This window comes from Leptothrix toolikensis (SeqCode) (assembly GCF_057922285.1).
The window spans coordinates 1-24,289 of the sequence record NZ_JBYSVC010000038.1; the positions used below are offsets into that span (position 1 = coordinate 1).

Sequence of the window (24,289 nt, forward strand, 5' to 3'; positions counted from 1 at the left end):
TTTGGTTGTCCGAGCCCATCACCTTTGGGTGGGACAGCGACGACCCAAAGTTGGCAATGCATGCCTGTAGGTACTGGAATGTCACCGGGGCGGGTGATTGAGATTGCATCCGGTCGGATCTTGGCGATGTTTCAAGTGGATGTACAACCACCTCCAGTCGCTGGAGGACGTTCTGTTGTGACGAAAACGGGTAGGTGGGTGTATGGATACGAGCACCTTACTGATTCCGCATCCAATCTGCGGTGGTGAAAAAGCTTTGGTCGAGGCGATCGACCAAAGGGGTGTCGAGGCCGATGTCCACCATGGCTTGGTGCATGCAGATCAGCCATTGGTTGCGTTCCAAGATGCCGATGGCAAAGGGCATGTGGCGGGCGCGCAGGCGGGGGTGGCCGAAGCGTTCGATGTAGTGCTGGGGGCCGCCGAGCCAGCCGCAGAGGAACCAAAACAGCTTGTCGCGTGCATCGTCCAAGGTGCTGCCGTGGGCAGCGCGTAGTTCTTTGAAGCTGGGCTCCAAGTCCATCAGATCGTAGAAACGGTCCACGATCTCGCGCACGCGGGTTTCGCCGCCGACCAAGTCGAACGGGGTGGGGCCCAGTTGGGCGGGGGTGTCGTCGTCGCTGGCAGCCATGGCTCTACGGTCAAAGGAAGATCTGTTGCAGATCGTTGAGGAAGTCGAAGCCGTGGGCGGTGGGCGCGATGTGGCGGCCTTCGCGCACCAAAAGCTTGCGTGCCACGGCTTCTTGCAGACCGGCTTCGAGGCTGGAGGGCGGCAAGCCGGTGCGCTCCAAGAAGTCGTCCAAGCTGAACCCGGCTTTGAGGCGCAGGGCGTTGAGCATGAATTCAAAGGGCAGGGCGCGGCGGCTGATTTCTTCGTCGTTGGAGACGGCCGTGCCTTGCAGGGCCTGCGTCATGTAAGCGGCGGGTTCGCGCCAGCGCACTTGGCGCACGATGTGATGCGCAAAGCTCAGCTTGCTGTGCGCGCCAGCGCCGATGCCGAGGTAGTCGCCGAACTGCCAGTAGTTGAGGTTGTGACGGCTGCGGTGGCCGGGGCGGGCGTAGGCCGAGACTTCGTAGCGCTCTAGCCCCGCAGCGGCGGTGAGCTCGATAAGCTGATCGAGCATCGCGGCCGCGTCGTCATCGCCCGGGACCTCGGGCGGGTGCAGCGCAAAGGCGGTGTTGGGCTCGATGGTCAGGTGATAGAGCGACAGATGCGTCGGCCTCAGTGCCAGCGCGGTGCGCAGATCCTCGGCGCTCTCGGCCAAGGTCTGGCCCGGCAGGGCGTACATCAGGTCAAGGTTGAAGGTGTCAAAGGCTTGGGCGGCTTCTTCGGCGGCGGCCAAGGCTTGCTGGCGGTCATGCACCCGGCCCAGGGCTTTGAGCTGGCCGTCATGAAAGCTCTGTACACCAATCGACAGGCGCGTCACCCCGGCTGAGCGGAAGGCGCGAAAGCGCTCGCGCTCGAAGGTGCCGGGATTGGCTTCGAGGGTGATTTCGCAATCAGCCACCAAGCGCAGGCGGGCGCGCACGTCTTGCAGTAAGCGCTCGATGCCTTGGGGGCTGAACAGGCTGGGCGTGCCGCCGCCGATGAAGATGCTTTGCACACTGCGGCCCCAGATCAGCGGCAAGGCGGCTTCCAGATCCGCGCAGAGCGCGTCGAGGTAGCGCGTCTCGGGCAGGCCGCCGTCTTGCAGGCTCGGGCTGGCGTGCGAGTTGAAGTCGCAGTACGGGCACTTGCGCAGACACCACGGCAAGTGGATGTAGAGCGAAAGCGGCGGCAAGCTGGCGAGGTTCAGGGTGCCGGGGCGCTGGTAGCGCGCCAGGGCGTCAAGGGTGGCTTGGCTCACAGGGACCAGACCGTGCGCATCAGGCTCAGCAACTGCGCCACGGCCAAAGCGCGGTGGCTGTGGGCGTTCTTGATCTCGGCGGGCAGTTCGGCGGCGGTGTGGCCCAGCGTGGGGATGAACATCAGCGGGTCGTAGCCGAAACCACCTTGGCCTTGCAGTTGGTCAAGGATGCGGCCTTCCCAGCGGCCAAAAGCGATCAACGGCTCGGGGTCGGTGGCGTGGCGCACGGCCACCAAGGCGCAGACAAAGCGGGCGCTGCGCTGCGCCGGCAGCGGGTAGGCCGCCAAGGCGCTGAGCAAGCGAGCGTTGTTGGCCGCGTCTTGGTGGTCGCGCTGTATCTCGCGTTGTGTCTCGCGTGGCATGTCGCGTTCTACGGCTTGGGCCGCAGTTTGGGCGTAGCGCGCTGAATGCACGCCCGGGGCCCCGCCCAAAGCATCGACGCACAGGCCGGAATCGTCGGCGAGGGCGGCCTTGCCGCTCAACAGCGCTGCGTGGCGCGCCTTGGCCAAGGCGTTCTCGACAAAGCTCGGATGCGGCTCCTCGGCTTCGGGGATGCCGAGCGTGCCTTGGCTGATCAGCTCAATCGAGAGCGGTGCCAGCAGGGCCGAGAGTTCTTTGAGCTTTTTGGCGTTGTTGGAGGCAAGGACCAGTTCCATGGGATCTCAGCGGACGATTCAGCGGGGGGTGTTACAGGCCGAGCGCGGCGTTTTGGGCGGCGATCAGCTCCTTGATGCCCTTGTCGGCCAAGGCCAGCAGGGCGTCCATCTCGGCGCGCTGAAAAGCCACGCCTTCAGCGGTGCCTTGCACTTCCACAAAACCACCCGAGCCGGTCATGACCACGTTCATGTCGGTGTCACAGGCTGAGTCTTCGATGTATTCCAGATCCAGCAAGGGCGTGCCTTGCACGATGCCGACCGAAATAGCGGCCACGGCGTCGATCAGCGGTGACTGGCTGATCAGGCCCTTGGCCAAAAGCCAGCTCACGGCGTCGTGCGCCGCCACATAAGCGCCGGTGATGGCGGCGGTGCGGGTGCCGCCGTCGGCTTGGAGCACATCGCAGTCGAGGTGGATGGTGCGTTCACCCAGAGCCTTCAGGTCGAAGATGCAGCGCATCGAGCGGCCGATGAGGCGTTGGATTTCTTGGGTGCGGCCGCTTTGCTTGCCTTTGGCGGCTTCGCGGGCACTGCGGGTGTGGGTCGAGCGTGGCAGCATGCCGTATTCGGCCGTGACCCAGCCTTCGCCCTTGCCCTTTTGATGCGGCGGCACTTTCTCTTCGACCGAGGCCGTGCAAAGCACCTTGGTGTCGCCAAACTCGATCAGCACCGAGCCCTCGGCGTGGCAGGTGAAATGGCGGGTGATGCGCACCGGGCGCATCTGATCCGGGCTGCGCTGGGCGCTGCGTTCAAAGCTCATGGGAGAAGGTCTCGAAGAGAGAGAAAAAAGGCTCAGGTGCGGCGCTGTGAGCCGCTGCGCTGGATGGCTTCGTTGATTTCGCGGATGGAGCGTTCAATCTCGGCGTCGTCGAGCACGTCTTCATCGTCGTTGACGCCGCCGGCTTGGATGGTGGAGGCGAACATCTCGTTGCCGAGGGTGTCGGCTTCGGTGCCGGAGGCCATGTCGTCGTCTTCGGCGGCTTCCCACTCGACCGACAAGACGGTGACGTTGTCGCTCTTCTCGCCGGCCACACGCAAAGCGCGCTCCACCAGCTCGGGCACGGCGTCGATGATGGGTCGTCCGGCGAGATGGCTGGCGATGGTCTCGTCATCGACGCTGCCCCAAAGCCCGTCCGAGCAGAGCAAAAAGCGGTCACCGGGTTGCATCACCATCGGGCCGACGATATCGATCACCGGCTTGCCCGGGCTGCCCAAGCAGGTGAACAGCACATTGCGGTTCACCTTGTCGCCCAGTGGGATCACGCCCGAGAGCGTTTCTTGCAATTCGGCGTAGGAGTGATCGCGGGTGCGGGTCATGAGCTTGTTGCCGCGCACCAAGTAGAGGCGCGAATCGCCACAGTGCGCCCAGTAGGCTTCGCGTTGCTGGAGCACGCACGCCACCATGGTGGTGCGCGGGGTGTCGAGCAGCGATTTTTCTGTGGCGTAGCGCAGCAGTTGGTGGTGCGCGGTCATGATGCCGTCATGCAGGAAGCGACGCGGATCACGCAGTTGCGGTTTGGCTTCGCGCTGAAAGCTGGTGGCCAGCATTTGCAAAGACATCTGCGAAGCGACTTCGCCTTCGGGGTGTCCGCCCATGCCATCGGCCAAGGCAAAAAGACCGGAGGTCCGCGTGTAGCAGTAACCCATCCGGTCTTCGTTTTTCTCGCGGCCACCCCTGCGGCTGATCTGATATACCGAAAAACGCATGGAGAAGGGATCTCAGTGGGTCAGGGTCAGGCCTTGGCCGCGCCCGTTTTCAGATTTTCGATCTGAAGTTTGAGGCGTTCACTGAAGCTCAACTTGGTGTAACGGCGCTCGGCTTCGCGGGCCAGTTCTTTTTGCAAGGCAAAGACACTTTGCGGTCGGGCCAAGGCGTCGGTGGACATGCACCATTCGGTGACTTCGATCAAATTGTCGGAGTAGACGTTGCGCAGGCGTGACAGCGACAGGCTCAGGCGATCCTTTTCGAGCCGCTGGGGAGCGTCGTTGGGCGGATAGCCCTGCATGCAAGCGTAGATGCACGCGCCGATGGCGTAGATGTCGGTCCAAGGCCCCAGCGTGCCGTCGCGGCGATACATCTCGGGCGCTGCAAAGCCGGGGGTGTACATCGGCCGGATGAAGTTGCCTTCTTTGCTCAGGACTTCGCGCGCTGCGCCGAAGTCGAGCATCACGGCCTTGTTGTCGTTGGTGATGAAAATATTCGCGGGCTTGATGTCCAGATGCAACATCTTGTGCTGATGCACGATGCGCAAGCCCCGCAAGATCTCATCGAAGAGCGAGCGAATCGACGATTCACGGAAGACTTTGTCGCGCTTGAGATCACGCGCCGTGACGATGAAGTCCTGCAAGGTATCGCCTTGAAGGTAGTTCATCACCATGTAAACGGTTTCGTTTTCGCGGAAGAAGTTCAGCACCGAAACCACACTCGGATGACTGATCTGCGCAAGCGAGCGACCTTCTTCAAAGAAGCTCTTCAGCCCCAAGCGATAAAGGGGCTGTTTTTCCGGTTTGACACGCGGAATCATCTCGCCCGGCGAGCGTTCGGCGAGCGAAGACGGGAGATATTCTTTCAGAGCCACCAGACGCCGCTCTTCGTCTTCGGCCAAGTAAACAACGCCGAAGCCCCCTGCTGCCAGCTTGCGGACGACTTGGTAGCCCCCTACCACGGTACCCGGGGGCAGTGGTGCCGGTTTGGGCTTTGACATAATCGAACTTTGGCCTATCGAGATCTGCAATGTCAGTGTACAGCATGACCGGCTACGCCCAAGCCGTGGTTCCTGTGGCCGAGGCCCCCCGGGGATCGGCCGAGATGGGTGTCGCATCGGGCCCCGCCAAAGGGGGCGCCATCAGCATCGACGTGCGCTCCGTCAACAGCCGCTTTTTGGATGTCGCTTTTAGGCTTCCCGACGAGTTCCGTGCCTTGGAGCCCGCCTTGCGTGAGGTGCTCAGCAGCGGCATTCGGCGTGGCAAGGTGGAGTTGCGGCTCACAGTGGATCGGTCCGCATCAGCCGATTCAGGGGCCGGGTTGGTTCAGCCCGTGCCGGCTGCACAGCTCAGCGAACTGGCGCGCATCGAAGCCTCGATCCAGAGCTGGATGCCGCAGGCCACCGGGCTCAGCGTCCACGAGGTGTTGCAGTGGTGCCGCAGCACCAAGCCGGTGGTGGTGGCCGATGAGCAAGTCTTGACCGTGGCCCGCCAGTGCATCGTGCAATTGCGTGAAGCGCGTGAGCGCGAAGGGGCGCGCTTGGCGGAGGTGTTGCAAACCTGCGTGACCAAGCTGCGCACCTTGACCCGTGAGGCCGCACCGTTGTTGCCGCAGGTGGTGGCGCGCCAGCAAGAGCGCTTCCTAGAGCGCTGGGCGCAGGCCTTGCAGTCGGCTGGGGGCAGCAGCGTGGCACCGGCCTCGCAGCAAACCTTGGCCGAGAGGGCCATGGCGGAGGCGGCAGCCTTTGCCTTGCGCATCGATGTTGCCGAAGAGCTGTCGCGACTCGAAGTGCATCTGGACGAGATTGATCGACTTTTGCGGGTGGGCGGCGAGGTCGGCAAGCGACTTGATTTCTTGATCCAAGAACTGCACCGCGAAGCCAACACGCTGGGCTCGAAGTCGGCAGCGATGGATCTGACGCGCATCTCGGTGGACATGAAGGTGCTGATTGAACAAATGCGTGAGCAGGTTCAGAACTTGGAATGACGTTGGATGGCCATGAATCACGATTACCCCGGCAACCTGTTTGTGGTGGCTGCCCCCTCGGGGGCTGGCAAATCCAGCCTCGTCAAAGCACTGCTGGAACTTGACGCGCATTTGCAAGTCTCGATCTCGCACACCACGCGCGCACCGCGTGGGCAAGAGCAAAACGGGCGCGAGTATTGGTTCATCGACAAGGCGCAGTTCCAAGCCATGGTGGATCAGGACGGTTTTGTCGAATGGGCCCACGTTCACGGCAACCTATACGGCACGTCGCGCCATGCCATCGAAGCGCGTTTGCAGGGCGGCGAAGACGTGGTGCTGGAGATTGACTGGCAAGGGGCGGTGCAGATCAAAAAGCTATTCCCGCGAGCCGTGTTGATCTTCATCTTGCCCCCGAGCTACGAAGAATTGCACCAGCGCTTGATGCGTCGGGGCGAGGATGCGGCCGAGGTGATTGAGCAGCGCATGGTCAACGCCCACCACGAGGTGGCACAGGCGCGGCACTTCGACTTTGTGGTGGTCAACGCCTTGTTTGATACCGCGCTTTTCGATCTCAAGACCATCGTTCACGCGCAGCGACTAAAATACTCGGCTCAGCAACGCAGCCGCAAGGTTGTGTTTGATGCCCTGCAATTGACTTGACCTGAGCGTGATGGTTTGGGTCGGGTCGCACTGGAGTTTGGTCATGGCCCGTATCACCGTCGAAGATTGTCTGCAAAAGATCCCCAATCGCTTTCAGCTCGTGCTGGCAGCGACCTACCGTGCTCGCATGCTCAGCCAAGGCCATAGCCCCAAGATCGAGACCCGCAATAAGCCGGGTGTGACGGCACTGCGCGAGATCGCCGCAGGCGAAGTGGGCATTGAGATGCTGCGCAAGGTTCCGACCTGAGCTTAGGCGCGGTACAGTGTGCGGATGTCTTCACGTGCCGCTGCTGTTCTGCGTCGAATGTTTTTCCCGACCTGGGGGCGACGGGGTCAGCCTGTCGTTGCCGGATCGGATGGGGTGGTGGTCAACAACGACACAGCCCCTGCACACCCCCTGCAAACCCACCTGCAAGAAACCTCTTCTGTCGGTGCTGCGCTTGACGCCACCGAACTGAGCTCACTGGAGCCGAGTGCGGCCTCCTTTGCTGCATTGACGGGGAAATTAGGCTACCTCACACCCGCCGATGTGGTGCGCGTGCGCGAGGCCTACAAGTTTGCCGATCAGGCCCACCTCGGCCAGTTTCGCGCCAGCGGCGAGCCCTACATCACCCATCCGATTGCCGTCGCCGGCTTGTGTGCCGACTGGAAGCTCGACGATCAAGCCATCATGGCGGCCTTGATGCATGACGCCATGGAAGACTGTGGCGTCACCAAGGCTGAATTGGTGGAGCGCTTTGGTTCTCCGACCGCTGAATTGGTCGATGGCTTGACCAAACTCGACAAATTGCAGTTCTCGACCCGCGAAGAAACGCAGGCGGAATCCTTTCGCAAGATGTTGCTGGCCATGTCGCGCGACGTGCGCGTCATTTTGATCAAGTTGGCGGACCGTCTGCACAACATGCGCACGATGGACTCGATGGCGCAGCACAAGCGGGCGCGTATCGCCCGCGAGACCTCCGAGATCTACGCCCCGATTGCCCATCGCTTGGGGCTGAATGCGACGTATCACGAGCTGCTGGATCTGTCCTTCCAGCACATGCAGCCGTGGCGGCATGCGGCGGTGGCGCGCGCAGTGGCACGTGCGCGTGGGCATCGACGCGATGTGGTTGAACAAGTCCGCACCGAGGTTGAAAAAGCTTTGGGCCAAGCTGGCGTGCCCGCGCAAGTCTATGGACGCGAAAAAACGGCGCAATCCATCTATCGCAAGATGCGCGACAAGCGCTTGAGTTTTGCCCAAGTCAGCGACATCTTCGGTTTTCGGGTGATCGTCGAGTCCTTGCCTGATTGCTACTTGAGCTTGGGCGTGCTGCACCAGCTCTACAAACCCATTCCGGGCCGCTTCAAGGACTACATCGCCATCCCCAAGGCCAACGGCTATCAGTCGTTGCACACCACCTTGGCCAGTCCGGTGGGCACGGCGGTTGAGTTTCAGGTCCGCACCGAGGCGATGGAAGCGGTGGCTGAGGAGGGTATCGCTGCGCACTGGATGTACAAGGCGCGCGAATCCGGGGAAGTGCCCGACGCCCAGCGCTTGGGCACGCTGTGGTTGCAGTCGTTGATCGATATCCAGAACGAAACGCGTGATTCCGCTGAGTTCTTGGAGCACGTCAAGATCGACCTCTTTCCGGACTCGGTCTACGTCTTCACGCCCAAGAGCAAGATCATGGCCTTGCCACGTGGTGCTACGCCGGTCGATTTCGCCTACGCTATTCACTCGCGTGTGGGTGACCACTGTGTCGCGGCGAATGTCAATGGCGAGCCGGTCCCGCTGCGGTACGAGTTGTCCTCCGGGGACGTGGTGGACATCGTGACCTCGCCCTCGGCCCGACCCAATCCGGCTTGGCTCAATTTTGTACGCACGGGTAAGGCCCGCTCCAAGATCCGCCATTACCTCAAGAACATGGAGGCTGATGAGTCGTATGAGTTGGGCCTTAAGTTATTGACCCAAGCGCTGCGCGCTGAAGGCCTCACCTTGCCGCCGGAGGGGTTGGAAGCGGATGAAGCGCTTTGGCAAGCCTTGGTGCGCTGGAGCGGCAATCGCCATCGGCGCGAACTCATGATTGATTTGGGCTTGGGACGCAAGATTCCTTCGATTGTGGCCAAGCGCTTGGCGCGGCACATGGTGGAGAAGGGCCACAAACCCGATGCGCTGACCTTGTCCATGGGGCGCTTTGCGGCCGATGACGACGGCACCTCGTTCTCGCAAGGGGCGGTGGTGATCGACGGTAGCGAAAACGCCACCGTCCAGCTCGCGCCCTGCTGCCGGCCCATCCCCGGCGATGAGATCGTGGGCTATCTGGGACGCGGCGAGGGTTTGACGGTCCATACCGCTGAATGTTCGGTGGGTAAGCGCCTGTTCGAGCGCGACAACGAGCGCTGGCTGGGCGTGGAGTGGTCGGATCAACCTGTGCGAACCTTCGAAACCGGCGTTGCGGTTTTGGTGCGCAACGGCAAAGGCGTGCTGGCTGAGGTGGCGCAGGCGGTCAGTACAGCGCAGGCGGACATCGTTCACATCGACATGGACCCGGTCAATACCGACGAGACCAGCGAGTTGAAGCTGCTGCTGGCCGTGCGTGACCGTCAACACTTGGCCGATGTGCTGCGGGTGGTGCGCCACGGCCCCTCGGTGGTCAAGGTGCTGCGCGTCAAGCCGTGACGGGCTTGGGGTAGCTGACGCGCACGATCTCCAGTCGCTCGGGCCCCGCAGGGGTCATGACCGTGACTTCATCGCCTTCGTGGGCTTTGAGCAGGGCACGCGCAATCGGCGACACCCAGCTCACCTCGCCAGCCAAGCTGTCAGCCTCATCAATTCCCTTGATCGTGACGGTGCGCTCCTCGCCCCGGGCGTTGCACCACGTGACGCTGGCCCCAAAAAAGATCTGATCACTGCCGTGATGCCTTGTGGGGTCGGTGACCTCAGCGATATCGAGTCGGCGCGTCAGAAAGTGGATGCGCCGATCAATTTCTCGTAAGCGTTTCTTGCCGTAGAGGTAGTCGCCGTTTTCTGAGCGGTCGCCGTTCTTGGCGGCCCAAGACACGATCTCCACCACCTTGGGGCGCTCATCGTCGAGTAGGCTCATCAGCTCGGCGCGCAGCCGGGCATAGCCCTGCGGGGTGAGGTAGTTGCGCGTCCCTTGGGGCAGGGGCGGGGAACTTTCTTCGTCGTCGTCATTCATGGGGGATCGGTGGGGTGGCTTTACATCGGGGTCACAAAACGCTCACAGAGCGTTCACGCACGCCCTTCAAGCTTCGGCGATGATGCCAGCTATGAATCACCGACTGCTTCTGATTGATGACGATGTTCGTCTTGCGGCCATGGTGCGCGACTATCTTGCGCCCTCAGGATTCGTGGTCACACTGGCCGCCAACTTGGCCCAAGGGCGTGACTTGCTGGCTCGCCATCCTTTTGACCTCCTCTTGCTCGACCTGATGTTGCCCGATGGCGATGGGCTCGGTTTGACGCGTGAGCTGCGTGCCGACCCGCGCTGGGCCACCTTGCCTTTGCTGATGCTGACCGCCCGGGGCGAACCGATGGACCGTATCTTGGGGCTGGAACTGGGGGCTGACGACTATTTGCCCAAACCCTTTGAGCCCCGGGAGCTGTTGGCCCGCGTCAAGGCCTTGCTGCGTCGTGCAACACCGCCGGCGCTGGACGCGGTGTTGCACTTTGGTCGTCTTGAAATTGATCCCAGTGCGCGCCAAGTACGGGTCGATGCACAGCTGCGCGAGCTGACCAGTTGGCAGTTCGATCTGCTCTTGGTGCTGGCCCGCAGCCCGGGCCGGGTTTTGAGCCGTGACCAGATCATGGACACGCTCAAAGGTCATCCCTTGGATGTCTTTGACCGCAGCATTGATGTGCATGTGTCGCGCATCCGTGCGGCCATCGAGGATGACCCCAAAGTGCCTCGGCGCATCCTGACCGTGCGCGGTGCAGGCTATGTTTTTGCCCGCGATCAAGATCAAGACGGCCGCGCTGGTTGAGGCATGCGCGTGCGCATTCGCCATCTCTATCTCAACATTTACTTCACCGTGGTGGCGGTGTTGATGGTGTTTGCGCTGGTCGCGATGTTGATCGTGCGTCACCACACCGCTGAGCAGCATGGACAGATCGAACGCGCCGTGGTCAATGAGCGCATGTCCGCTTGGGGTGAGTTGCTGGAGCACAGCTTGCCGCCCGCCGAGGCTCCCGCTGAAGAACAAGCCAAGGCCCTCTTGGCTTGGGCGCAGCGCTTGCGGGTGGGGATGGCACTGGATGATTCGGCCGGCCAGCGCTTGGCGACATCGGCCCTGTATGAACAGCGCCAAAGCAGGCGGTTTGCCCTTTCGGATGGCCGGGTTCTGTGGGTGGTTCGAGGGGGTGGTCTGCGCCCGCTCCATGCACCCTCGACCGAAGAGCGTGCTTCGGTGGTTTTGGGTGGCCTGGCGCTGTTGTTTATCGCGATTGCTGCGGGTTCCTACCCCGTGGTGCGACGCTTGACGCACCGACTTGAAGCTTTGCAAAAAGGGGTGGAGGCTTTTGGTGCTGGCCACTTGGGGCAGCGCGTGGCGGTGGATGGGCGCGATGAAGTGGCCGCTGTGGCGCAGAGCTTCAATTTGGCGGCTTTCCGTATTGAAGAGCTGGTGCGCGCCAATCAATCCTTGCTGGCCAATGCCAGCCACGAATTGCGTTCGCCCTTGGCCCGCCTGAGGATGGCTCTGGCGATGCTGCCGGCCACCCCCGTGCAAGGGCAGGCAGCGCTGCAAGCCGAGATCGACCGCGATATCGACGAACTGAACAGCTTGGTCGAAGAGGTCTTGCTCGCCAGTCGGCTAGAAGCCCAAACGGCTTTGAGCACGGAAAGCGTCGATCTGTTGGGTTTGGCGGCCGAAGCCTGCGCGCGCGCGCGGGCTGAGTTGGTCATGGGCAGCCTCCAAGCCCCGCCTGAGGTTCATGGCGATGAGCGTTTATTGCGCCGTGTCTTGCGCAATCTGCTGGAGAACGCTTGTCGTTATGGGGGGGGCGAGGTGATTTTGCAGCTCGACACGAGCGCCACCATGCTTCGACTGGCCGTGTGTGATCGCGGCCCAGGGGTGCCCGAGGCGGAGCGCGAACGGATCTTCGAACCTTTTTACCGTTTGTCCGGCCATGCCGAAGGCGCGGGAGGGGTGGGGTTGGGTCTGAGTTTGGTGCGCCAGATCGCCCAGCGTCATGGCGGTGCAGTGGTCTGCGAGGCGCGTGAGGGCGGCGGTAGCTGCTTTGTGCTTACGTTGCCACGTTGGGCACCTGCCCCTGCGCCCGCTCGGCATAGCGGTTGAAGCGCCAGGCTTTCTGTTCCCGGGTGATGCGGTGCCAAACGGCGCGCTTTTCAACCGGGCTCAGGATGGTCCAGTCTTGGATTTCCTCGAAACTGCGCCCGCAGCCTTTGCACACCGTGTCGCCTTGGGTGGTCGAGCAGATCGCGATGCACGGTGCATCCGGCGTGGAGGCATACCAGCCCAGCCACGCCGACAAGGCCGCTTGGCCCAGTTGGGCTTGGGGTACTTGGGTGTGTTGGCGGTAGACCATGCCGGCGTAGATACCTGCCAAGGCGACCACTTCGGCGCACGCCCTCACGCCATCCTCAGAGGGCTTGCGCTCGCGCCACCAGTTGATGGCCGCTTCGATGTCATGCAAGTGGATGCCGGGCATAAGAGGTTTTTTCGAAAGGCCAGATTGTAGGCACGGACCGCATCGCGGCCCAGTGGCTACACTCGCGGCCCGATGAAAACAATTGTGATGCTCATTTCTGGGCGAGGCAGCAACATGCAAGCCATCGCCACCGCCCTTGCTGCTGAGCGCTGGCCAGCGCGTATCGCCGCCGTGATCAGTCATCGCCCACATGCTGGTGGGCTGGACTGGGCGCGTGAGCAAGGTCTGAACACGGTGGTGATCGACCACACAGGTTTTGCCAGTCGGGAGGCTTTTGATACCGCCTTGGCGGCCGAGATCGACCGCCACGCTCCTGATCTGGTCGTGCTAGCAGGCTTCATGCGCATCCTGACCGAGGGTTTTGTGCAGCATTTTGCCGGCCGCTTGCTGAACATTCATCCCTCGCTGCTGCCAGCCTTTGCGGGCTTGCATACCCACCAAAGAGCGTTGGACGCGGGCTGCAAAGTGGCTGGAGCCACGGTGCATTTCGTGACGCCGACGCTGGATCACGGCCCGGTGGTGATTCAAGCCGCCGTACCTGTCTTGCCGGGTGATGATGAGGCCCGTCTGGCTGCGCGCGTGCTGGCCTGTGAACATGTGATTTACCCGCGTGCCGTGCGCTGGTTTTTAGCCGATGAACTCCGCCTTGAGCCAGAGGGGAGCGTGCTGCACCGTCATGGAGAGCCGCAGTGGCTCTGGGCCGCACCCTGAGTGATGATCGTCCTTGTTTTTGCTATTTTTCCGCCCTTGGAGTCCTGAATATGAACCCGAAAGCCTTGCTTGATTTGGCTGTTGATCTCTTGCGCGAGGTCTTGCGTTTCGAGATCCCGGCCGATGCCGTGGTCTCGGCTTTTTTCCGCCAATACCGCACCTTGGGTTCGCGTGAGCGCCATGCCTTGGCTGAAACCATCTACGCGCTGCTGCGTGAACGCCTGCTGTGGCAGAACATGGCGCAGTCCGGTTTTGGCCCGCTGGAGCGCCGTCTGGTGATCCTCGCTTGGGCGGGGCAAGAGGCTTTTCTGCGTGCTGCGCTCACGCCCGATGAGCTGCGCTGGCTCGAATCGACCCGGACGCTGGATCGCACGACCTTGCCGGAGCGGCTGCGGCACAACCTACCCGATTGGCTGGCCAATGCGTTGAAGCCTGCGCTGGGGGATGAATTTTGGCCCCTGGTTGAAAGCCTGAACCGACCTGCTGGCCTGGACTTGCGTGTCAACACCCAGAAAGCCAAGCGCGAAGAGATGCAAGCCACCTTGGCTGCGGCCGGGATCGAGACCGTGGTCACGCCCCATTCACCTTGGGGCCTGCGCACCGTGAGCAAGCCGGCGCTCTACAAGATGGATTGTTTCGTCACGGGCCAAATCGAGGTGCAAGACGAAGGCAGTCAACTGCTGGCGCTGCTGACCGAAGCCAAGCGCTCAGAGATGGTGGTTGATTTCTGTGCCGGTGCCGGGGGCAAGACCTTGGCCTTGGGGGCCATGATGCGCAACACCGGGCGGCTTTACGCTTTTGACGTGTCGGCTTATCGGCTCGATGCCTTGAAGCCGCGTCTGGCGCGCAGTGGCTTGTCGAACGTTTACCCGGCGGGCATTTCGCACGAGCGCGATGAGCGCGTCAAGCGTCTGAGCGGCAAGATCGACCGGGTGCTGGTCGATGCACCGTGTTCAGGCTTGGGCACCTTGCGGCGCAATCCCGACATGAAGTGGCGTCAGTCACCCGCAGCTGTTGAAGAGTTGGTGCTTAAGCAAAAGGCCATTTTGCAAAGTGCGGCACGTCTGCTCAAGCCGGGCGGTCGGCTGGTGTACGCCACATGCAGTTTGCTGCCGGCTGAGAACGAGGAAGTCGCCCGCGCGTTCACCGCTGAGCATGATGAATTCACGGTGGTGCCCGTGGCCGATATCTTGGCGCGCCAGAAAGTCGCTGCCGCTGCCGAGTTGTGCCAAGACGAGTTCTTGCGCCTGTGGCCCCATCGCCACGGCACCGACGGCTTCTTTGCCGCAGCGTGGGAACGACGTTAAGTTCGTCTGAACTTGACTGCCTTAAAATGATGCAACCGCTTTACCCGCGCCCTTGAAAGTTCTTCATGCCTGAAATTTCTCAGATCGGCAGTGTCTTGCTTGATTGGATGGCCCATGGTCTCTTGCACGCCAGCGTTTGGCAGATCGTGCTTTGTACCTTGGCCTTCACCCATCTGACGATCGCTGCCGTCACGATCTTTCTGCACCGCGCGCAGGCGCATCGGGCGCTTGATTTGGGCCCGATTCCGTCGCATGTGTTCCGCTTCTGGCTTTGGATGACCTCCGGCATGGTCACCAAGGAGTGGGTGGCGATCCATCGCAAGCATCACGCCAAGTGCGAAACGATGGACGATCCGCACAGCCCGGTGGCGCGTGGCATCAAGAAGGTTTTGCTCGAAGGCAGCGAGTTGTACCGTGCCGAGGCCAAGAACCAAGAAACGCTCAAGAAGTACGGCCACAACACCCCCAATGACTGGCTGGAACGCAACCTCTATGCCGGGCGTTCCAAGATGGGCGTGGTGTTGATGTTGCTGATCGACGTGCTGCTCTTTGGCGCAGCGGGTGTGACCGTCTGGGCGGTGCAGATGCTTTGGATTCCTGTCACGGCGGCCGGCATCATCAATGGCATCGGCCACTATTGGGGCTATCGCAATTTTGAGGCAGCCGATGCTTCGACCAATGTCTTCCCATGGGGCATCGTCATTGGCGGTGAAGAGCTGCACAACAACCATCACACCTATCCGACCTCGGCCAAGCTGTCGGTCAAGCCGTTTGAGTTCGACATCGGTTGGGGCTATATCCGGATGTTTGAGTTGCTTGGCTGGGCCAAGGTCCGCAAGACCGTGCCGCAGATGAAGCTGGGTGCGATTCAGCCGGTGGCCGATGGCTCCACCTTGGAAGCCATCATTGCCAATCGCTATGAAGTCATGGCCAGCTACGCCACTGAATTGCGCCGCGCCTGTGCGGCGGAAATGGCGCGTTTGAAGGCGCAGGGCGAAGTGAACTCGCAGCGTTGGGCCGAGATGCGTATGGCCAAGCGTTGGCTGCACCGCGATATCGAGAAAATCCCCACCGATTTGCGCGCCTTGGTCGAAAAAGCCAAGAGCCAAAGCGAGATCCTGACCGAGTTGGTGGCGATGCGTGAGGAGCTGCGCCAGCTCTGGACCAAGACCAACGTCTCGGCCGATCAGCTGGTGGTGGATCTTCAAGCGTGGTGCAAAAAGGCCGAAGACAGCGGTATCGCCGCTTTACAGCGCTTTGCGCTGCAACTCAAGTCAGTGCAGCACAGCTAAGCCGAGCTTGGGCTCGGAGTCTTCATCCTCAAGGCTCAGGTGATGCAGCCACAGGATCTCCCGAAAGGCGGCGAGATCCAACACGGGGATGGAGCCCTTCTTTTCGAGCAGCAAATGCGCCAAGGCCGAAGTTCGGTCGGCTTGCTGCCAAGCGCTCACGAGGCTTGCCACCATGGGGTGCGCCATCTCATCAAGGCTTGGGTGGGTGGCGCGGGTATCGACGTTGTAGAGCGCTTCCAGTTGCGAGGCGACCCGGGCGCGGTTCATGGGTTGTTGCAACGCCTCATAGCCATCGAGCAGTCGCAACAAGAGGTCGGCTGATTTACTGCGACGCACTTGGAGTGTTGTTTCCAAGACCGCCAAGGTGGCCCCCAAGTAACCCTCTGCGGCCGCATGATCCAAGGTGCTTAGCGGCACGTCTAGCTCCGGCTTGTCCAATGAGGGCTCACCCGATTCGGTCGGCCAAGGGAAGTTTATGGAAGCGGCCGGCGATACGAGGGCCCCTGCCGGATCTTCGCGGCGTGTCGGTGGGGCGGTTATTTTTACCGCCATAGAGGGTGGTGGTGGTGTGGGCCTGCGGTCCGTCATCAACGGCGCCTGAAGCTGATGAGGCTCTGGCTGGCGAGGTGGCTGCGAGCTATGCCGGCCCCACAGGAAGGCCATGATGCCGATCAAGATCATCCACCATGGCCACCCGCCTTGGCTCGATACCTCGGGTGGCCCCGGCGTTGTCGTGATCATGGCGGCTTGCTCGCGGCCCTGAGCGTGTTCTTCGAGTCGAGCTTCGAGCGCTGCGACCACCCGCATCAAGTCTTGCTGACTGCGTTGCAGGTGGGTGATGTCCATCGCGGTGAACGTGCTGCTTATGGGCGTGGGCGTGGGTTGTGGGGCTTGTGGCAGTGATGGCTTCAAGGTGACTCGCCGGACGGCTTTCTTGGGCCTTATCGGTGCTTGGGCCCGCAAAGCTTCGGCGGGTGCCGGGTTGGCCAGCAAAGTGAATTCACGGGTCAACACTGCGCCGCAGCGCAGGCTCAGATGGCCCTGAATCCACGGCTCTTCAATAGGCCTGCGCCCCCGCAGATGCAGTTTGACGACCGTATCGGCATCTGCGCCCCCTGCGCCACGGATGCGTCGCAGGCTGACATGAATATCTTCACCGGCTTGTTCTTCTTCGCCGTGATGGATCTGGATCTGGAAGCAATGGGGGCTCAGGGCTTGATCGGGGAGTGGGCCGTCGAAACGCACCCGCAGTTCAAGGTCGAGCGGTTGGCCAATGAAAAGGCTTGTTCGGGTGAATTCGATCGACTGGCTTTGAGCGGCTGTCGAAGCGAGCATGCCCAAAGCCATGCTCGTCACCATGCGCTGCCAAGAAGCGATTGCCACGATAGCCTCCCCGAGAACGTTCATTTTGTTGAACGTCACTGTAGGTCAGGCGTGTTTTCTTGGGTGTCGTGCTGTGGATAGCAGTGATTCAGACATGGAAAAACCCGCCAGCAGCAGAACTGTGGCGGGTTTTCGTGCGCGGAAGTGACTTACTTCAGCTTGATCTCTTTGTAGATCACGTGCTTACGTGCCTTGGGATCAAACTTCGAGAATTCCAGCTTTCCGGGCGTGGTCTTCTTGTTTTTGGTCGTGGTGTAGAAATGCCCGGTTCCAGCAGTGGATTCGAGCTTGATTTTTTCGCGAGCGCCTTTGGCCATGATCTGTTCCTCAGTTCAACGTGGTTGACGTTCGATCACAGATCGCCACGGGCACGCATGTCGGCCACGACTTGGTCGATGCCGACCTTGTCGATCAGACGCAGGGCAGCGTTGCTGATCCGCAGACGAATCCAGCGGTTTTCGTTCTCAAGAAAGAAGCGGCGGTACTGCAAGTTCGGCAGAAAACGACGCTTCGTTTTGTTGTTGGCGTGGGAAACGTTGTTGCCCACCATCGGGCGCTTGCCCGTGACTTGACAGACGCGTGCCATGACGCTTCTCCAGGGTTGGTTCAAAATGGACAGACAGAGCAAGCACGGTTCCAATCACTTAAACAAACGTGTTGGACCTATGCTTGATGCCCATCTCCTCGGACAAAGAGCTGGAACGCCCTTCACCCGGCAGCCGATTTACGGCAAAACGAAGATTATAGCCTGCCCTGTGAAGGGCAGTGCAGCAATCAGTGGCTACTGCCTTGTTCGAGGAAGCGTTGCGCGTCCAGAGCAGCCATGCAACCCGTGCCAGCCGAGGTGATGGCTTGACGGTAAATGTGGTCCTGCACGTCGCCCGCAGCGAAGACGCCGGGCACGCTGGTCATGGTCGCAAAGCCATCTTGGCCGCCGCGAGTGACGATGTAGCCGTCCTTCATGTCCAGTTGACCTTGGAAGATATCGGTGTTCGGGTGATGGCCGATGGCGATGAAGCAACCCTTCAAGGCCAGCTCTTTGGCCACGCCGTCGTTGTCTTTGAGGCGCACGCCGGTGACACCCGAGTCGTCGCCCAAGACTTCGTCAAGGTTATTGAACAGGTGCAGTTCAATCTTGCCCGCTGCGACCTTCTCCATGACCTTCTCGATCATGATGGCCTCAGCGCGGAACTTGTCCCGACGGTGAATCAGATGCACCTTGCTGGCGATGTTGGACAGATAGAGCGCTTCTTCCACGGCCGTGTTGCCGCCGCCGACCACAGCCACAACGTCGCCCCGATAGAAGAAGCCATCGCAGGTGGCGCAACCGCTCACGCCCCGGCCCATGAAGGCTTGTTCTGAGGGCAAGCCCAAGTACTTGGCCGAGGCCCCCGTGGCGATGATCAGCGCATCACAGGTGTAGCTGCCGTTGTCGCCTTGAAGCTTGAAAGGGCGCTGCGACAGATCCACCTTGTTGATGTGGTCCGCGATCATCTCGGTGTTGAAGCGTTCCGCATGTTGCTGGAAGCGCTGCATCAGATCTGGGCCTTGCACACCGTGGACATCAGCCGGCCAGTTGTCCACCTCGGTGGTGGTCATCAACTGACCGCCTTGGGCCATGCCGGTCACGATCACTGGATTGAGACTGGCACGGGCGGCATAGATAGCGGCCGAATATCCGGCGGGGCCGGAACCAAGAATCAGAACGTTGGAGTGTTTGGTTGTGTTGCTCATCAAGCGTGCTCGGATGTAACAGGGCTGTCCGGGAGCATACAAGCCTGTTCAAGGCGCGCATGCTTCGGTTAGAGTGCCGTCGCGCCACATGCTCCCGGGAACGTGAAAAATGTGACGTAACAGACGATCAAACCACATCACGGTCTGTTGCATTCACCGCGAGTGATTGTAGAAACAGGACCCTGGCTGGGATGGTGTTTTTTGTTGTCCGTTCCTTACGAAGAAACTTGCGAAATAGAGGAGTTCACGATGGCGATGCTTTCCAATCTTGATTTGATCCGGCGAGTGCCGCTGTTCTCGATGCTGACCAATGAACAAGCCCAGGTGATTGCCGATGGCGTGGTCAAGCGGCGCTTTCGGCGTGGCGAGCTGATCGTTGAACAGGGACGCAAGTCGGATGCACTGTTCATCCTTCTTTCCGGTCGGGCGCGGGTGGTGACATCCGATTCGCGCGGGCGGGAAGTGATCTTGGCGGTGTTTGAGGCCGGTGATCACTTTGGTGAAATGAGCCTGATTGATAACGAACCCCATTCAGCCACCGTGCGTGCCGAGGTTCAAACCGACGCATTGGTGTTGGGTCGCGCTGAATTCAGCATTTGTTTGCCGGAAGCCTCCAGCCTTGCCCATGCTGTGCTGCGTGGCATGGTGGTGCGCTTGCGCAATGCCGACCGGCAAATCGAATCTTTGGCCCTGTTGGATGTTTATGGGCGCGTGGCCCGGGCCTTGTTGGACATGGCTCAAGAAGAAAACGGTCAGCGCACCATCCGTGGCAAGGTGTCTCGGCAGGATTTGGCCAAAGTGGTCGGAGCCTCCCGCGAGATGGTTAGCCGCGTCATGAAAGATCTTGAAGAGCGTGGCTTGATCGAAACCCAAGAAAACGGTTGGGTCGTTTTGACTGAGCGGTTGACGACGCAGTGATGTTTGCGCAAATCGGTGCCCGGCAGTCCGAGGGGCGCTGGAAAATTCAGCTCGGTGTTTTTTGCTTGGGTGTGCTCTGGCTGGTGTGGGTGCTGGCGCTGCTGAGCTTCCATCCGGGTGATGCCGCTTTCTCCACGTCCGGCGATGGTTTGCTGGTGCGTAATCGCGCCGGCGTGCTGGGTGCTTGGCTCTCGGATCTCTCCTATGTGATCTGGGGCTACTCGTCGTGGTGGGTGGTGCTGTTTGTGCTGCGACTCTGGTTGATCCAAGTCGCGCGCTTGGTTCGGCATGATCTTGAGCCTGAGCCCATACCCGCCCCGTTGCTCGGAGCCGGTTTGTCCATCGGCTGGCGTTTGCTGGGGTTGGTGGTCTTGCTGTTGGCCAGCACAGCCTTGGAGTGGACGCGGCTCTACCGTTTTGAGGCCGGACTTGCTGGCGCTCAAGCCGGGGGAGCTTTCGGTGCCATGCTGGGTCCGTGGAGCATGGTTTGGTTTGGCTTCTTGGGCAGCGGTGTGTTGTGGATTGCCTTGGGCATGGCCGGCATGGCGCAGGCCTTCGGCTTTTCGTGGCTGGCGGTGGCAGAGGTCATTGGCGCAGGCATGGAAAGTCTGCGCACCCGCAGGCAATTGCGCAAAGAGCAAGCTGAAGACGCACGTATCGGTGAACAAGCATTCCGAGCGCGCGAGCGTGAGCTTGATCAAGAGCGCAAGACAACCGCTACGCGGGGTGGCGCAAATGCCGGTAAAGCAGAGCGTATCGAGCCGATGATCCACCCGGATACGGAACTGGATCTGAAGCCTGGAATCGGCCAAGAGCCTGGTTTTGGCCTCCAAGCGGCTGATCCACCGGCTTTGCCGGCTGCTGTCATGGCGGCCGAACCAAAGGCCGCTTCGCCGATGCCCGTGGTCACGCCCGCCCCGGCACCGCTACCGGATTGGATCCTGCCCTTGGCCGACCGTGTCGGTCGCAGCTCGGCACTTCCTCGGATTGATTTGCTGGACGCTCCTTCGAGCAAGATCGAATCGGTGCCGCAAGAGTCGCTCGACATGACCTCAAGGCTGATCGAGAAAAAGCTCAGCGATTTTGGCGTCGAAGTGCGCGTCACCTTGGCCCAACCGGGGCCGGTGATCACGCGTTACGAGATTGAGCCCGCCACCGGCGTCAAAGGCTCCCAGGTGGTGGGCTTGGCCAAGGATTTGGCGCGCTCACTGAGTCTCACCTCGATCCGGGTGGTGGAGACCATTCCCGGCAAGATTTGCATGGCGCTGGAGTTGCCCAATCTGCGCCGACAAACCATCCGCTTGTCTGAAATCGTCGGCTCCGAGGTGTATGGCAAATCAGCCTCGCACCTCACCTTGGTGCTGGGCAAAGACATCGTGGGACAACCCGTGGTGGCTGACTTGGCGCGCATGCCGCACTTGCTGGTGGCCGGCACCACCGGCTCGGGCAAGTCGGTGGGCATCAACGCGATGATCCTGTCGCTGCTCTACAAGTCGAGCCCGCGCGAAGTGCGCCTGATCTTGATCGACCCGAAGATGCTTGAAATGAGCGTCTACGAAGGCATCGGTCATTTGCTGGCGCCGGTGGTGACCGACATGAAGCAAGCGGCCAACGCGCTCAACTGGTGTGTGGCCGAGATGGAGCGTCGCTATCGGCTCATGAGCCGTTTGGGCGTGCGCAATCTGGCGGGCTACAACAAGAAGATCGTCGATACCAAAGAGCGTGGCGAGTCGATTGCCAACCCCTTCAGCCTGACCCCTGAGCAGCCCGAGCCCTTGGAAGAGCTGCCCCATGTGGTGGTGGTGATCGACGAGTTGGCCGACTTGATGATGGTGGTTGGCAAGAAGATCGAAGAGCTGATCGCCCGCTTGGCCCAAAAAGCCCGCGCGGCGGGGATCCACCTCATCTTGGCCACCCAGCGACCCAGCGTGGACGTGATCACCGGCCTGATCAAGGCCAACATCCCGACGCGCATTGCGTTCCAAGTCAGCAGCAAGATCGACAGCCGCACCATCCTTGATCAGATGGGCGCTGAGGCCTTGCTGGGCCAAGGCGACATGCTTTACCTCGCGCCCGGTACCGGCTTGCCGGTGCGGGTCCACGGCGCGTTTGTCAGTGATGAAGAGGTGCACCGCGTGGTGAGCGCCCTGCGCGCCCAAGGCGAGCCGAACTACATCGAAGGCATCTTGGAGGGCGGCACGCTCGACAACGAAGCCGGGGGTGGTTCGGCCGGTGAGGGCGCTCAAGGCGGTGATGGCGAGGCCGATCCGATGTACGACCAAGCGGTGGCGATCGTCATGCAGCACCGGCGTGCGTCGATCTCGCTGGTGCAGCGGCACTTGCGCATCGGCTACAACCGGGCGGCGCGCTTGCTGGAACAGATGGAAAAATCGGGTCTGGTCTCCGGCATGGCCACCAACGGCAACCGCGATCTGCTGGTGCCGGCCAAGGCTGATGATTAAGCCGATGACTGAGCCGACGACGGGGATGGGCATGAACTTCAAAACGGTGGTTTGGGCGCTGGGCTTGAGCCTCAGTAGCCTTGGCACATGGGCCGGCGGTGCTGATGCGGTCGAGGCGCTCAAAGCCTTTGGGCGCGAGGTGCATGCTGCGCGCGCCAACTTTGTGCAAGTGGTGACCGCGCCGGACGGCAGCAAGAAGAAAAGCTCCGCCGGCACCTTCGAGTTCCAGCGGCCGAACCGCTTCCGCTTCGACTACACCCGGCCCTACGAGCAGCTGATCGTGGCCGACGGCAAGCAGGTTTGGCTCTTTGACGCCGACCTCAACCAAGTCACGGTGCGTGCTTTTGACACCGCTTTGGGGGCCACCCCGGCGGCGGTGCTGGCGGGCTCGGGCATCGAGCGCGATTTCACCTTGCAAGCCGAGCCCGATCTGGACGGCGTGCAGTGGGTGCGTGCCACGCCCAAGGTGAGCGAAGGCTCGATCCGCAACCTGCGCATCGGCTTCAAGGCCGGGGCGCTTGTGGCCATGGACATCGCCGACGCCTTTGGGCAGCACTCGCGGCTCGATTTCAGCCGCGTCGAAACCAATCCGACGCTCAGCCCGCAGCGTTTCCAGTGGACACCGCCCAAGGGCGTGGACGTGCTCAAGCAGTGAACCCGGCGGTGCAGCCTCTAAGCCACGGTGGTCGCCATGCTGGTAGCAGCAGCGTGCCGCTGGCCGAGCGGTTGCGGCCGCAGTCGCTGGATGAGGTGATCGGTCAGCCTGATTTGCTCGGGCCGGCCAAGCCGCTGCGGGTCGCGTTCGAGACCGGCCAGCTTTCTTCCATGATCCTTTGGGGGCCGCCCGGGGTGGGCAAAACCACCTTGGCACGCCTAACCGCCCAAGCCTGTGGGGCCGAGATGATCGCCATCTCCGCCGTGCTGGGCGGGGTCAAAGAGATCCGCGAAGCGGTTGAACAGGCGCGGCTTTGGCAGGCCCAAGGTCGGCGCAGCATCGTGTTTGTCGATGAGGTGCATCGCTTCAACAAGTCGCAGCAAGACGCCTTCTTGCCGCATGTGGAAGCGGGGCTTTTTACCTTCATCGGTGCCACCACCGAAAACCCATCCTTCGAGCTTAATTCGGCCTTGCTGTCGCGGGCCACCGTGCATGTGCTCCAACCCATTGGTGCGACCGATCTGGCCGCTTTGCTCGAACGGGGCCGCCAAGCCTTGGCTGCACCGCCTTTAAGCCCTGAGGCCGTTGAGCAGTTGGTGGCCTACGCCGACGGTGATGCGCGGCGCTTGCTCAACGCGTTTGAAAGCGTCGCCCGCGTGGCCGGCCCGGCGGCGGAGGTGATCGACGCCGCTTTGCTGGAGCGTGCTTTGGGGGCGCAGTTGCGTCGCTATGACAAGGGTGGCGACGTCTTCTTTGACAGCATCTCCGCCCTGCACAAATCGGTGCGTGGCAGCAACCCGGACGCCGCGCTCTACTGGTTCATGCGCATGCTCGACGGCGGCGCCGACCCGCGCTACATCGGCCGCCGCTTGGTGCGCATGGCCAGCGAGGACATCGGCTTGGCCGACCCGCGCGCCTTGCGCTTGGTGCTCGACGCCTTGGAGGCCTACGAGCGCCTTGGCTCGCCCGAGGGCGATTTGAGCCTGGCCCAAGCGGTGATCTATCTGGCGGTGGCCCCCAAGTCCAACGCGGTCTACAACGCCTTCAAGGCCGTCCAACGCACGGTCCAACAAGCGGGCAGTGCGCCCGTGCCCATGCATTTGCGCAACGCCCCCACGGCGCTGATGCAAGCGCTGGGCGCGGGCCAAGCCTATCGCTACGCCCACGACGAGCCCGACGCCTTCGCCGCTGGGGTGGCGTATTTCCCCGATCGCATGGACCCCGCCACCCAGTACTACGCCCCCGTGCCTCGGGGCCTAGAAATCCGCATCGGCGACAAACTCGCCGACCTGCGCCAGCGCGACGCAGCGGCACGGCGGGGTAAGCCGG

Annotated in this window: 25 protein-coding genes; 13 read left to right on the plus strand and 12 right to left on the minus strand. The window is 61.6% G+C overall.

Annotated features, from left to right (window positions below):
• Window positions 1-217: 217 nt before the first annotated feature.
• The 6 genes from AC3VI7_RS07335 to AC3VI7_RS07360 are packed head-to-tail and all read right to left on the minus strand — an operon-like array spanning window position 218 to window position 5,202.
• Window positions 218-628 (minus strand): group II truncated hemoglobin, encoded by a 411-nt coding sequence (locus AC3VI7_RS07335; RefSeq protein WP_369417120.1) that lies wholly within the window; start codon window positions 626-628, stop codon window positions 218-220.
• 10 nt (window positions 629-638) lie between these two features.
• On the minus strand, window positions 639-1,844 hold the full coding sequence (gene hemW / locus AC3VI7_RS07340; protein WP_489669538.1) for a radical SAM family heme chaperone HemW: 1,206 nt from the start codon (window positions 1,842-1,844) through the stop codon (window positions 639-641).
• On the minus strand, window positions 1,841-2,500 hold the full coding sequence (locus AC3VI7_RS07345; protein WP_489669537.1) for a non-canonical purine NTP pyrophosphatase: 660 nt from the start codon (window positions 2,498-2,500) through the stop codon (window positions 1,841-1,843). Before AC3VI7_RS07345 ends, hemW begins: the two co-directional genes overlap by 4 nt.
• 31 nt (window positions 2,501-2,531) lie before the next feature.
• The gene (rph, locus tag AC3VI7_RS07350) at window positions 2,532-3,257 is read right to left on the minus strand and encodes a ribonuclease PH (RefSeq protein ID WP_369417117.1); all 726 of its coding nucleotides are present in this window, start codon (window positions 3,255-3,257) and stop codon (window positions 2,532-2,534) included.
• A gap of 32 nt (window positions 3,258-3,289) precedes the next feature.
• Complete coding sequence (locus AC3VI7_RS07355) at window positions 3,290-4,204, minus strand: PP2C family protein-serine/threonine phosphatase (protein WP_489669536.1); 915 nt, start codon at window positions 4,202-4,204, stop codon at window positions 3,290-3,292.
• Window positions 4,205-4,230: 26 nt separating this feature from the next.
• Complete coding sequence (locus AC3VI7_RS07360) at window positions 4,231-5,202, minus strand: serine/threonine protein kinase (protein WP_369417115.1); 972 nt, start codon at window positions 5,200-5,202, stop codon at window positions 4,231-4,233.
• 29 nt (window positions 5,203-5,231) lie between these two features.
• Between AC3VI7_RS07360 and AC3VI7_RS07365 the strand changes: the two genes are divergently transcribed.
• From AC3VI7_RS07365 to AC3VI7_RS07380, 4 genes are read left to right on the plus strand one after another with little or no spacing between them, the layout of a single operon-like run.
• The gene (locus AC3VI7_RS07365; protein WP_489669535.1) at window positions 5,232-6,188 is read left to right on the plus strand and encodes a YicC/YloC family endoribonuclease; all 957 of its coding nucleotides are present in this window, start codon (window positions 5,232-5,234) and stop codon (window positions 6,186-6,188) included.
• A gap of 12 nt (window positions 6,189-6,200) precedes the next feature.
• Window positions 6,201-6,827, plus strand: a complete 627-nt coding sequence (gene gmk, locus AC3VI7_RS07370) for a guanylate kinase (RefSeq protein ID WP_489671442.1) — start codon at window positions 6,201-6,203, stop codon at window positions 6,825-6,827.
• Window positions 6,828-6,870: 43 nt separating this feature from the next.
• A complete protein-coding gene (gene rpoZ / locus AC3VI7_RS07375) occupies window positions 6,871-7,074 on the plus strand; it encodes a DNA-directed RNA polymerase subunit omega (protein WP_369417112.1) in 204 nt (67 codons plus the stop codon).
• Window positions 7,075-7,131: 57 nt separating this feature from the next.
• A complete protein-coding gene (locus AC3VI7_RS07380; RefSeq protein WP_489669540.1) occupies window positions 7,132-9,486 on the plus strand; it encodes a RelA/SpoT family protein in 2,355 nt (784 codons plus the stop codon).
• Here AC3VI7_RS07380 and greB read toward each other — a convergent pair.
• Window positions 9,476-10,006 carry a transcription elongation factor GreB gene (greB, locus tag AC3VI7_RS07385; protein WP_489669533.1) on the minus strand — a complete coding sequence of 177 codons (531 nt, stop codon included), beginning with the start codon at window positions 10,004-10,006 and terminating at the stop codon, window positions 9,476-9,478. The two genes, AC3VI7_RS07380 and greB, sit on opposite strands and share 11 nt — an antisense overlap.
• Window positions 10,007-10,097: 91 nt before the next feature.
• On the opposite strand from greB, the gene AC3VI7_RS07390 reads away from it, so the two are divergent.
• Entirely contained in the window at window positions 10,098-10,811 is a 714-nt protein-coding gene (locus AC3VI7_RS07390; RefSeq protein ID WP_489669532.1) for a response regulator, read from the plus strand.
• 3 nt (window positions 10,812-10,814) lie between these two features.
• The gene (locus tag AC3VI7_RS07395; protein WP_489669531.1) at window positions 10,815-12,125 is read left to right on the plus strand and encodes a sensor histidine kinase; all 1,311 of its coding nucleotides are present in this window, start codon (window positions 10,815-10,817) and stop codon (window positions 12,123-12,125) included.
• On the opposite strand, the gene AC3VI7_RS07400 is transcribed toward AC3VI7_RS07395, so the two are convergent.
• Complete coding sequence (locus tag AC3VI7_RS07400; RefSeq protein ID WP_489669530.1) at window positions 12,073-12,498, minus strand: DUF3717 domain-containing protein; 426 nt, start codon at window positions 12,496-12,498, stop codon at window positions 12,073-12,075. The genes AC3VI7_RS07395 and AC3VI7_RS07400 overlap by 53 nt on opposite strands.
• Window positions 12,499-12,570: 72 nt before the next feature.
• Between AC3VI7_RS07400 and purN the strand changes: the two genes are divergently transcribed.
• From purN to AC3VI7_RS07415, 3 genes are all read left to right on the plus strand, one after another.
• Complete coding sequence (purN, locus tag AC3VI7_RS07405) at window positions 12,571-13,209, plus strand: phosphoribosylglycinamide formyltransferase (protein ID WP_489669529.1); 639 nt, start codon at window positions 12,571-12,573, stop codon at window positions 13,207-13,209.
• 50 nt (window positions 13,210-13,259) lie between these two features.
• Complete coding sequence (locus AC3VI7_RS07410) at window positions 13,260-14,516, plus strand: RsmB/NOP family class I SAM-dependent RNA methyltransferase (RefSeq protein WP_489669528.1); 1,257 nt, start codon at window positions 13,260-13,262, stop codon at window positions 14,514-14,516.
• Between the two features lie 65 nt (window positions 14,517-14,581).
• Window positions 14,582-15,808: a DesA family fatty acid desaturase gene (locus AC3VI7_RS07415; protein WP_489669527.1), complete on the plus strand. Its 1,227-nt coding sequence runs from the start codon at window positions 14,582-14,584 to the stop codon at window positions 15,806-15,808.
• On the opposite strand, the gene AC3VI7_RS07420 is transcribed toward AC3VI7_RS07415, so the two are convergent.
• The 4 genes from AC3VI7_RS07420 to trxB form a co-directional block, all read right to left on the minus strand.
• The gene (locus AC3VI7_RS07420; protein WP_489669526.1) at window positions 15,791-17,191 is read right to left on the minus strand and encodes a hypothetical protein; all 1,401 of its coding nucleotides are present in this window, start codon (window positions 17,189-17,191) and stop codon (window positions 15,791-15,793) included. The two genes, AC3VI7_RS07415 and AC3VI7_RS07420, sit on opposite strands and share 18 nt — an antisense overlap.
• 149 nt (window positions 17,192-17,340) lie before the next feature.
• On the minus strand, window positions 17,341-17,508 hold the full coding sequence (gene rpmG / locus AC3VI7_RS07425; RefSeq protein WP_369417102.1) for a 50S ribosomal protein L33: 168 nt from the start codon (window positions 17,506-17,508) through the stop codon (window positions 17,341-17,343).
• A 35-nt stretch (window positions 17,509-17,543) separates the two neighbouring features.
• Complete coding sequence (rpmB, locus tag AC3VI7_RS07430) at window positions 17,544-17,777, minus strand: 50S ribosomal protein L28 (RefSeq protein WP_369417101.1); 234 nt, start codon at window positions 17,775-17,777, stop codon at window positions 17,544-17,546.
• Between the two features lie 188 nt (window positions 17,778-17,965).
• On the minus strand, window positions 17,966-18,925 hold the full coding sequence (gene trxB / locus AC3VI7_RS07435) for a thioredoxin-disulfide reductase (protein WP_489669525.1): 960 nt from the start codon (window positions 18,923-18,925) through the stop codon (window positions 17,966-17,968).
• A gap of 249 nt (window positions 18,926-19,174) precedes the next feature.
• Here trxB and AC3VI7_RS07440 point away from each other — a divergent pair, with 249 nt between their 5' ends.
• From AC3VI7_RS07440 to AC3VI7_RS07455, 4 genes are all read left to right on the plus strand, one after another.
• Window positions 19,175-19,843, plus strand: a complete 669-nt coding sequence (locus AC3VI7_RS07440; RefSeq protein ID WP_489669524.1) for a Crp/Fnr family transcriptional regulator — start codon at window positions 19,175-19,177, stop codon at window positions 19,841-19,843.
• Window positions 19,843-22,305, plus strand: coding sequence for a DNA translocase FtsK (locus tag AC3VI7_RS07445; protein ID WP_489669523.1), 2,463 nt, complete (start codon window positions 19,843-19,845; stop codon window positions 22,303-22,305). The genes AC3VI7_RS07440 and AC3VI7_RS07445 overlap by 1 nt, the downstream gene beginning before the upstream one ends.
• Before the next feature lie 4 nt (window positions 22,306-22,309).
• A complete protein-coding gene (gene lolA, locus AC3VI7_RS07450) occupies window positions 22,310-22,960 on the plus strand; it encodes an outer membrane lipoprotein periplasmic chaperone LolA (protein WP_489669522.1) in 651 nt (216 codons plus the stop codon).
• 53 nt (window positions 22,961-23,013) lie between these two features.
• Window positions 23,014-24,289 (plus strand): replication-associated recombination protein A (locus tag AC3VI7_RS07455; RefSeq protein WP_489671443.1); only part of this gene is annotated, 1,276 nt, incomplete at its 3' end.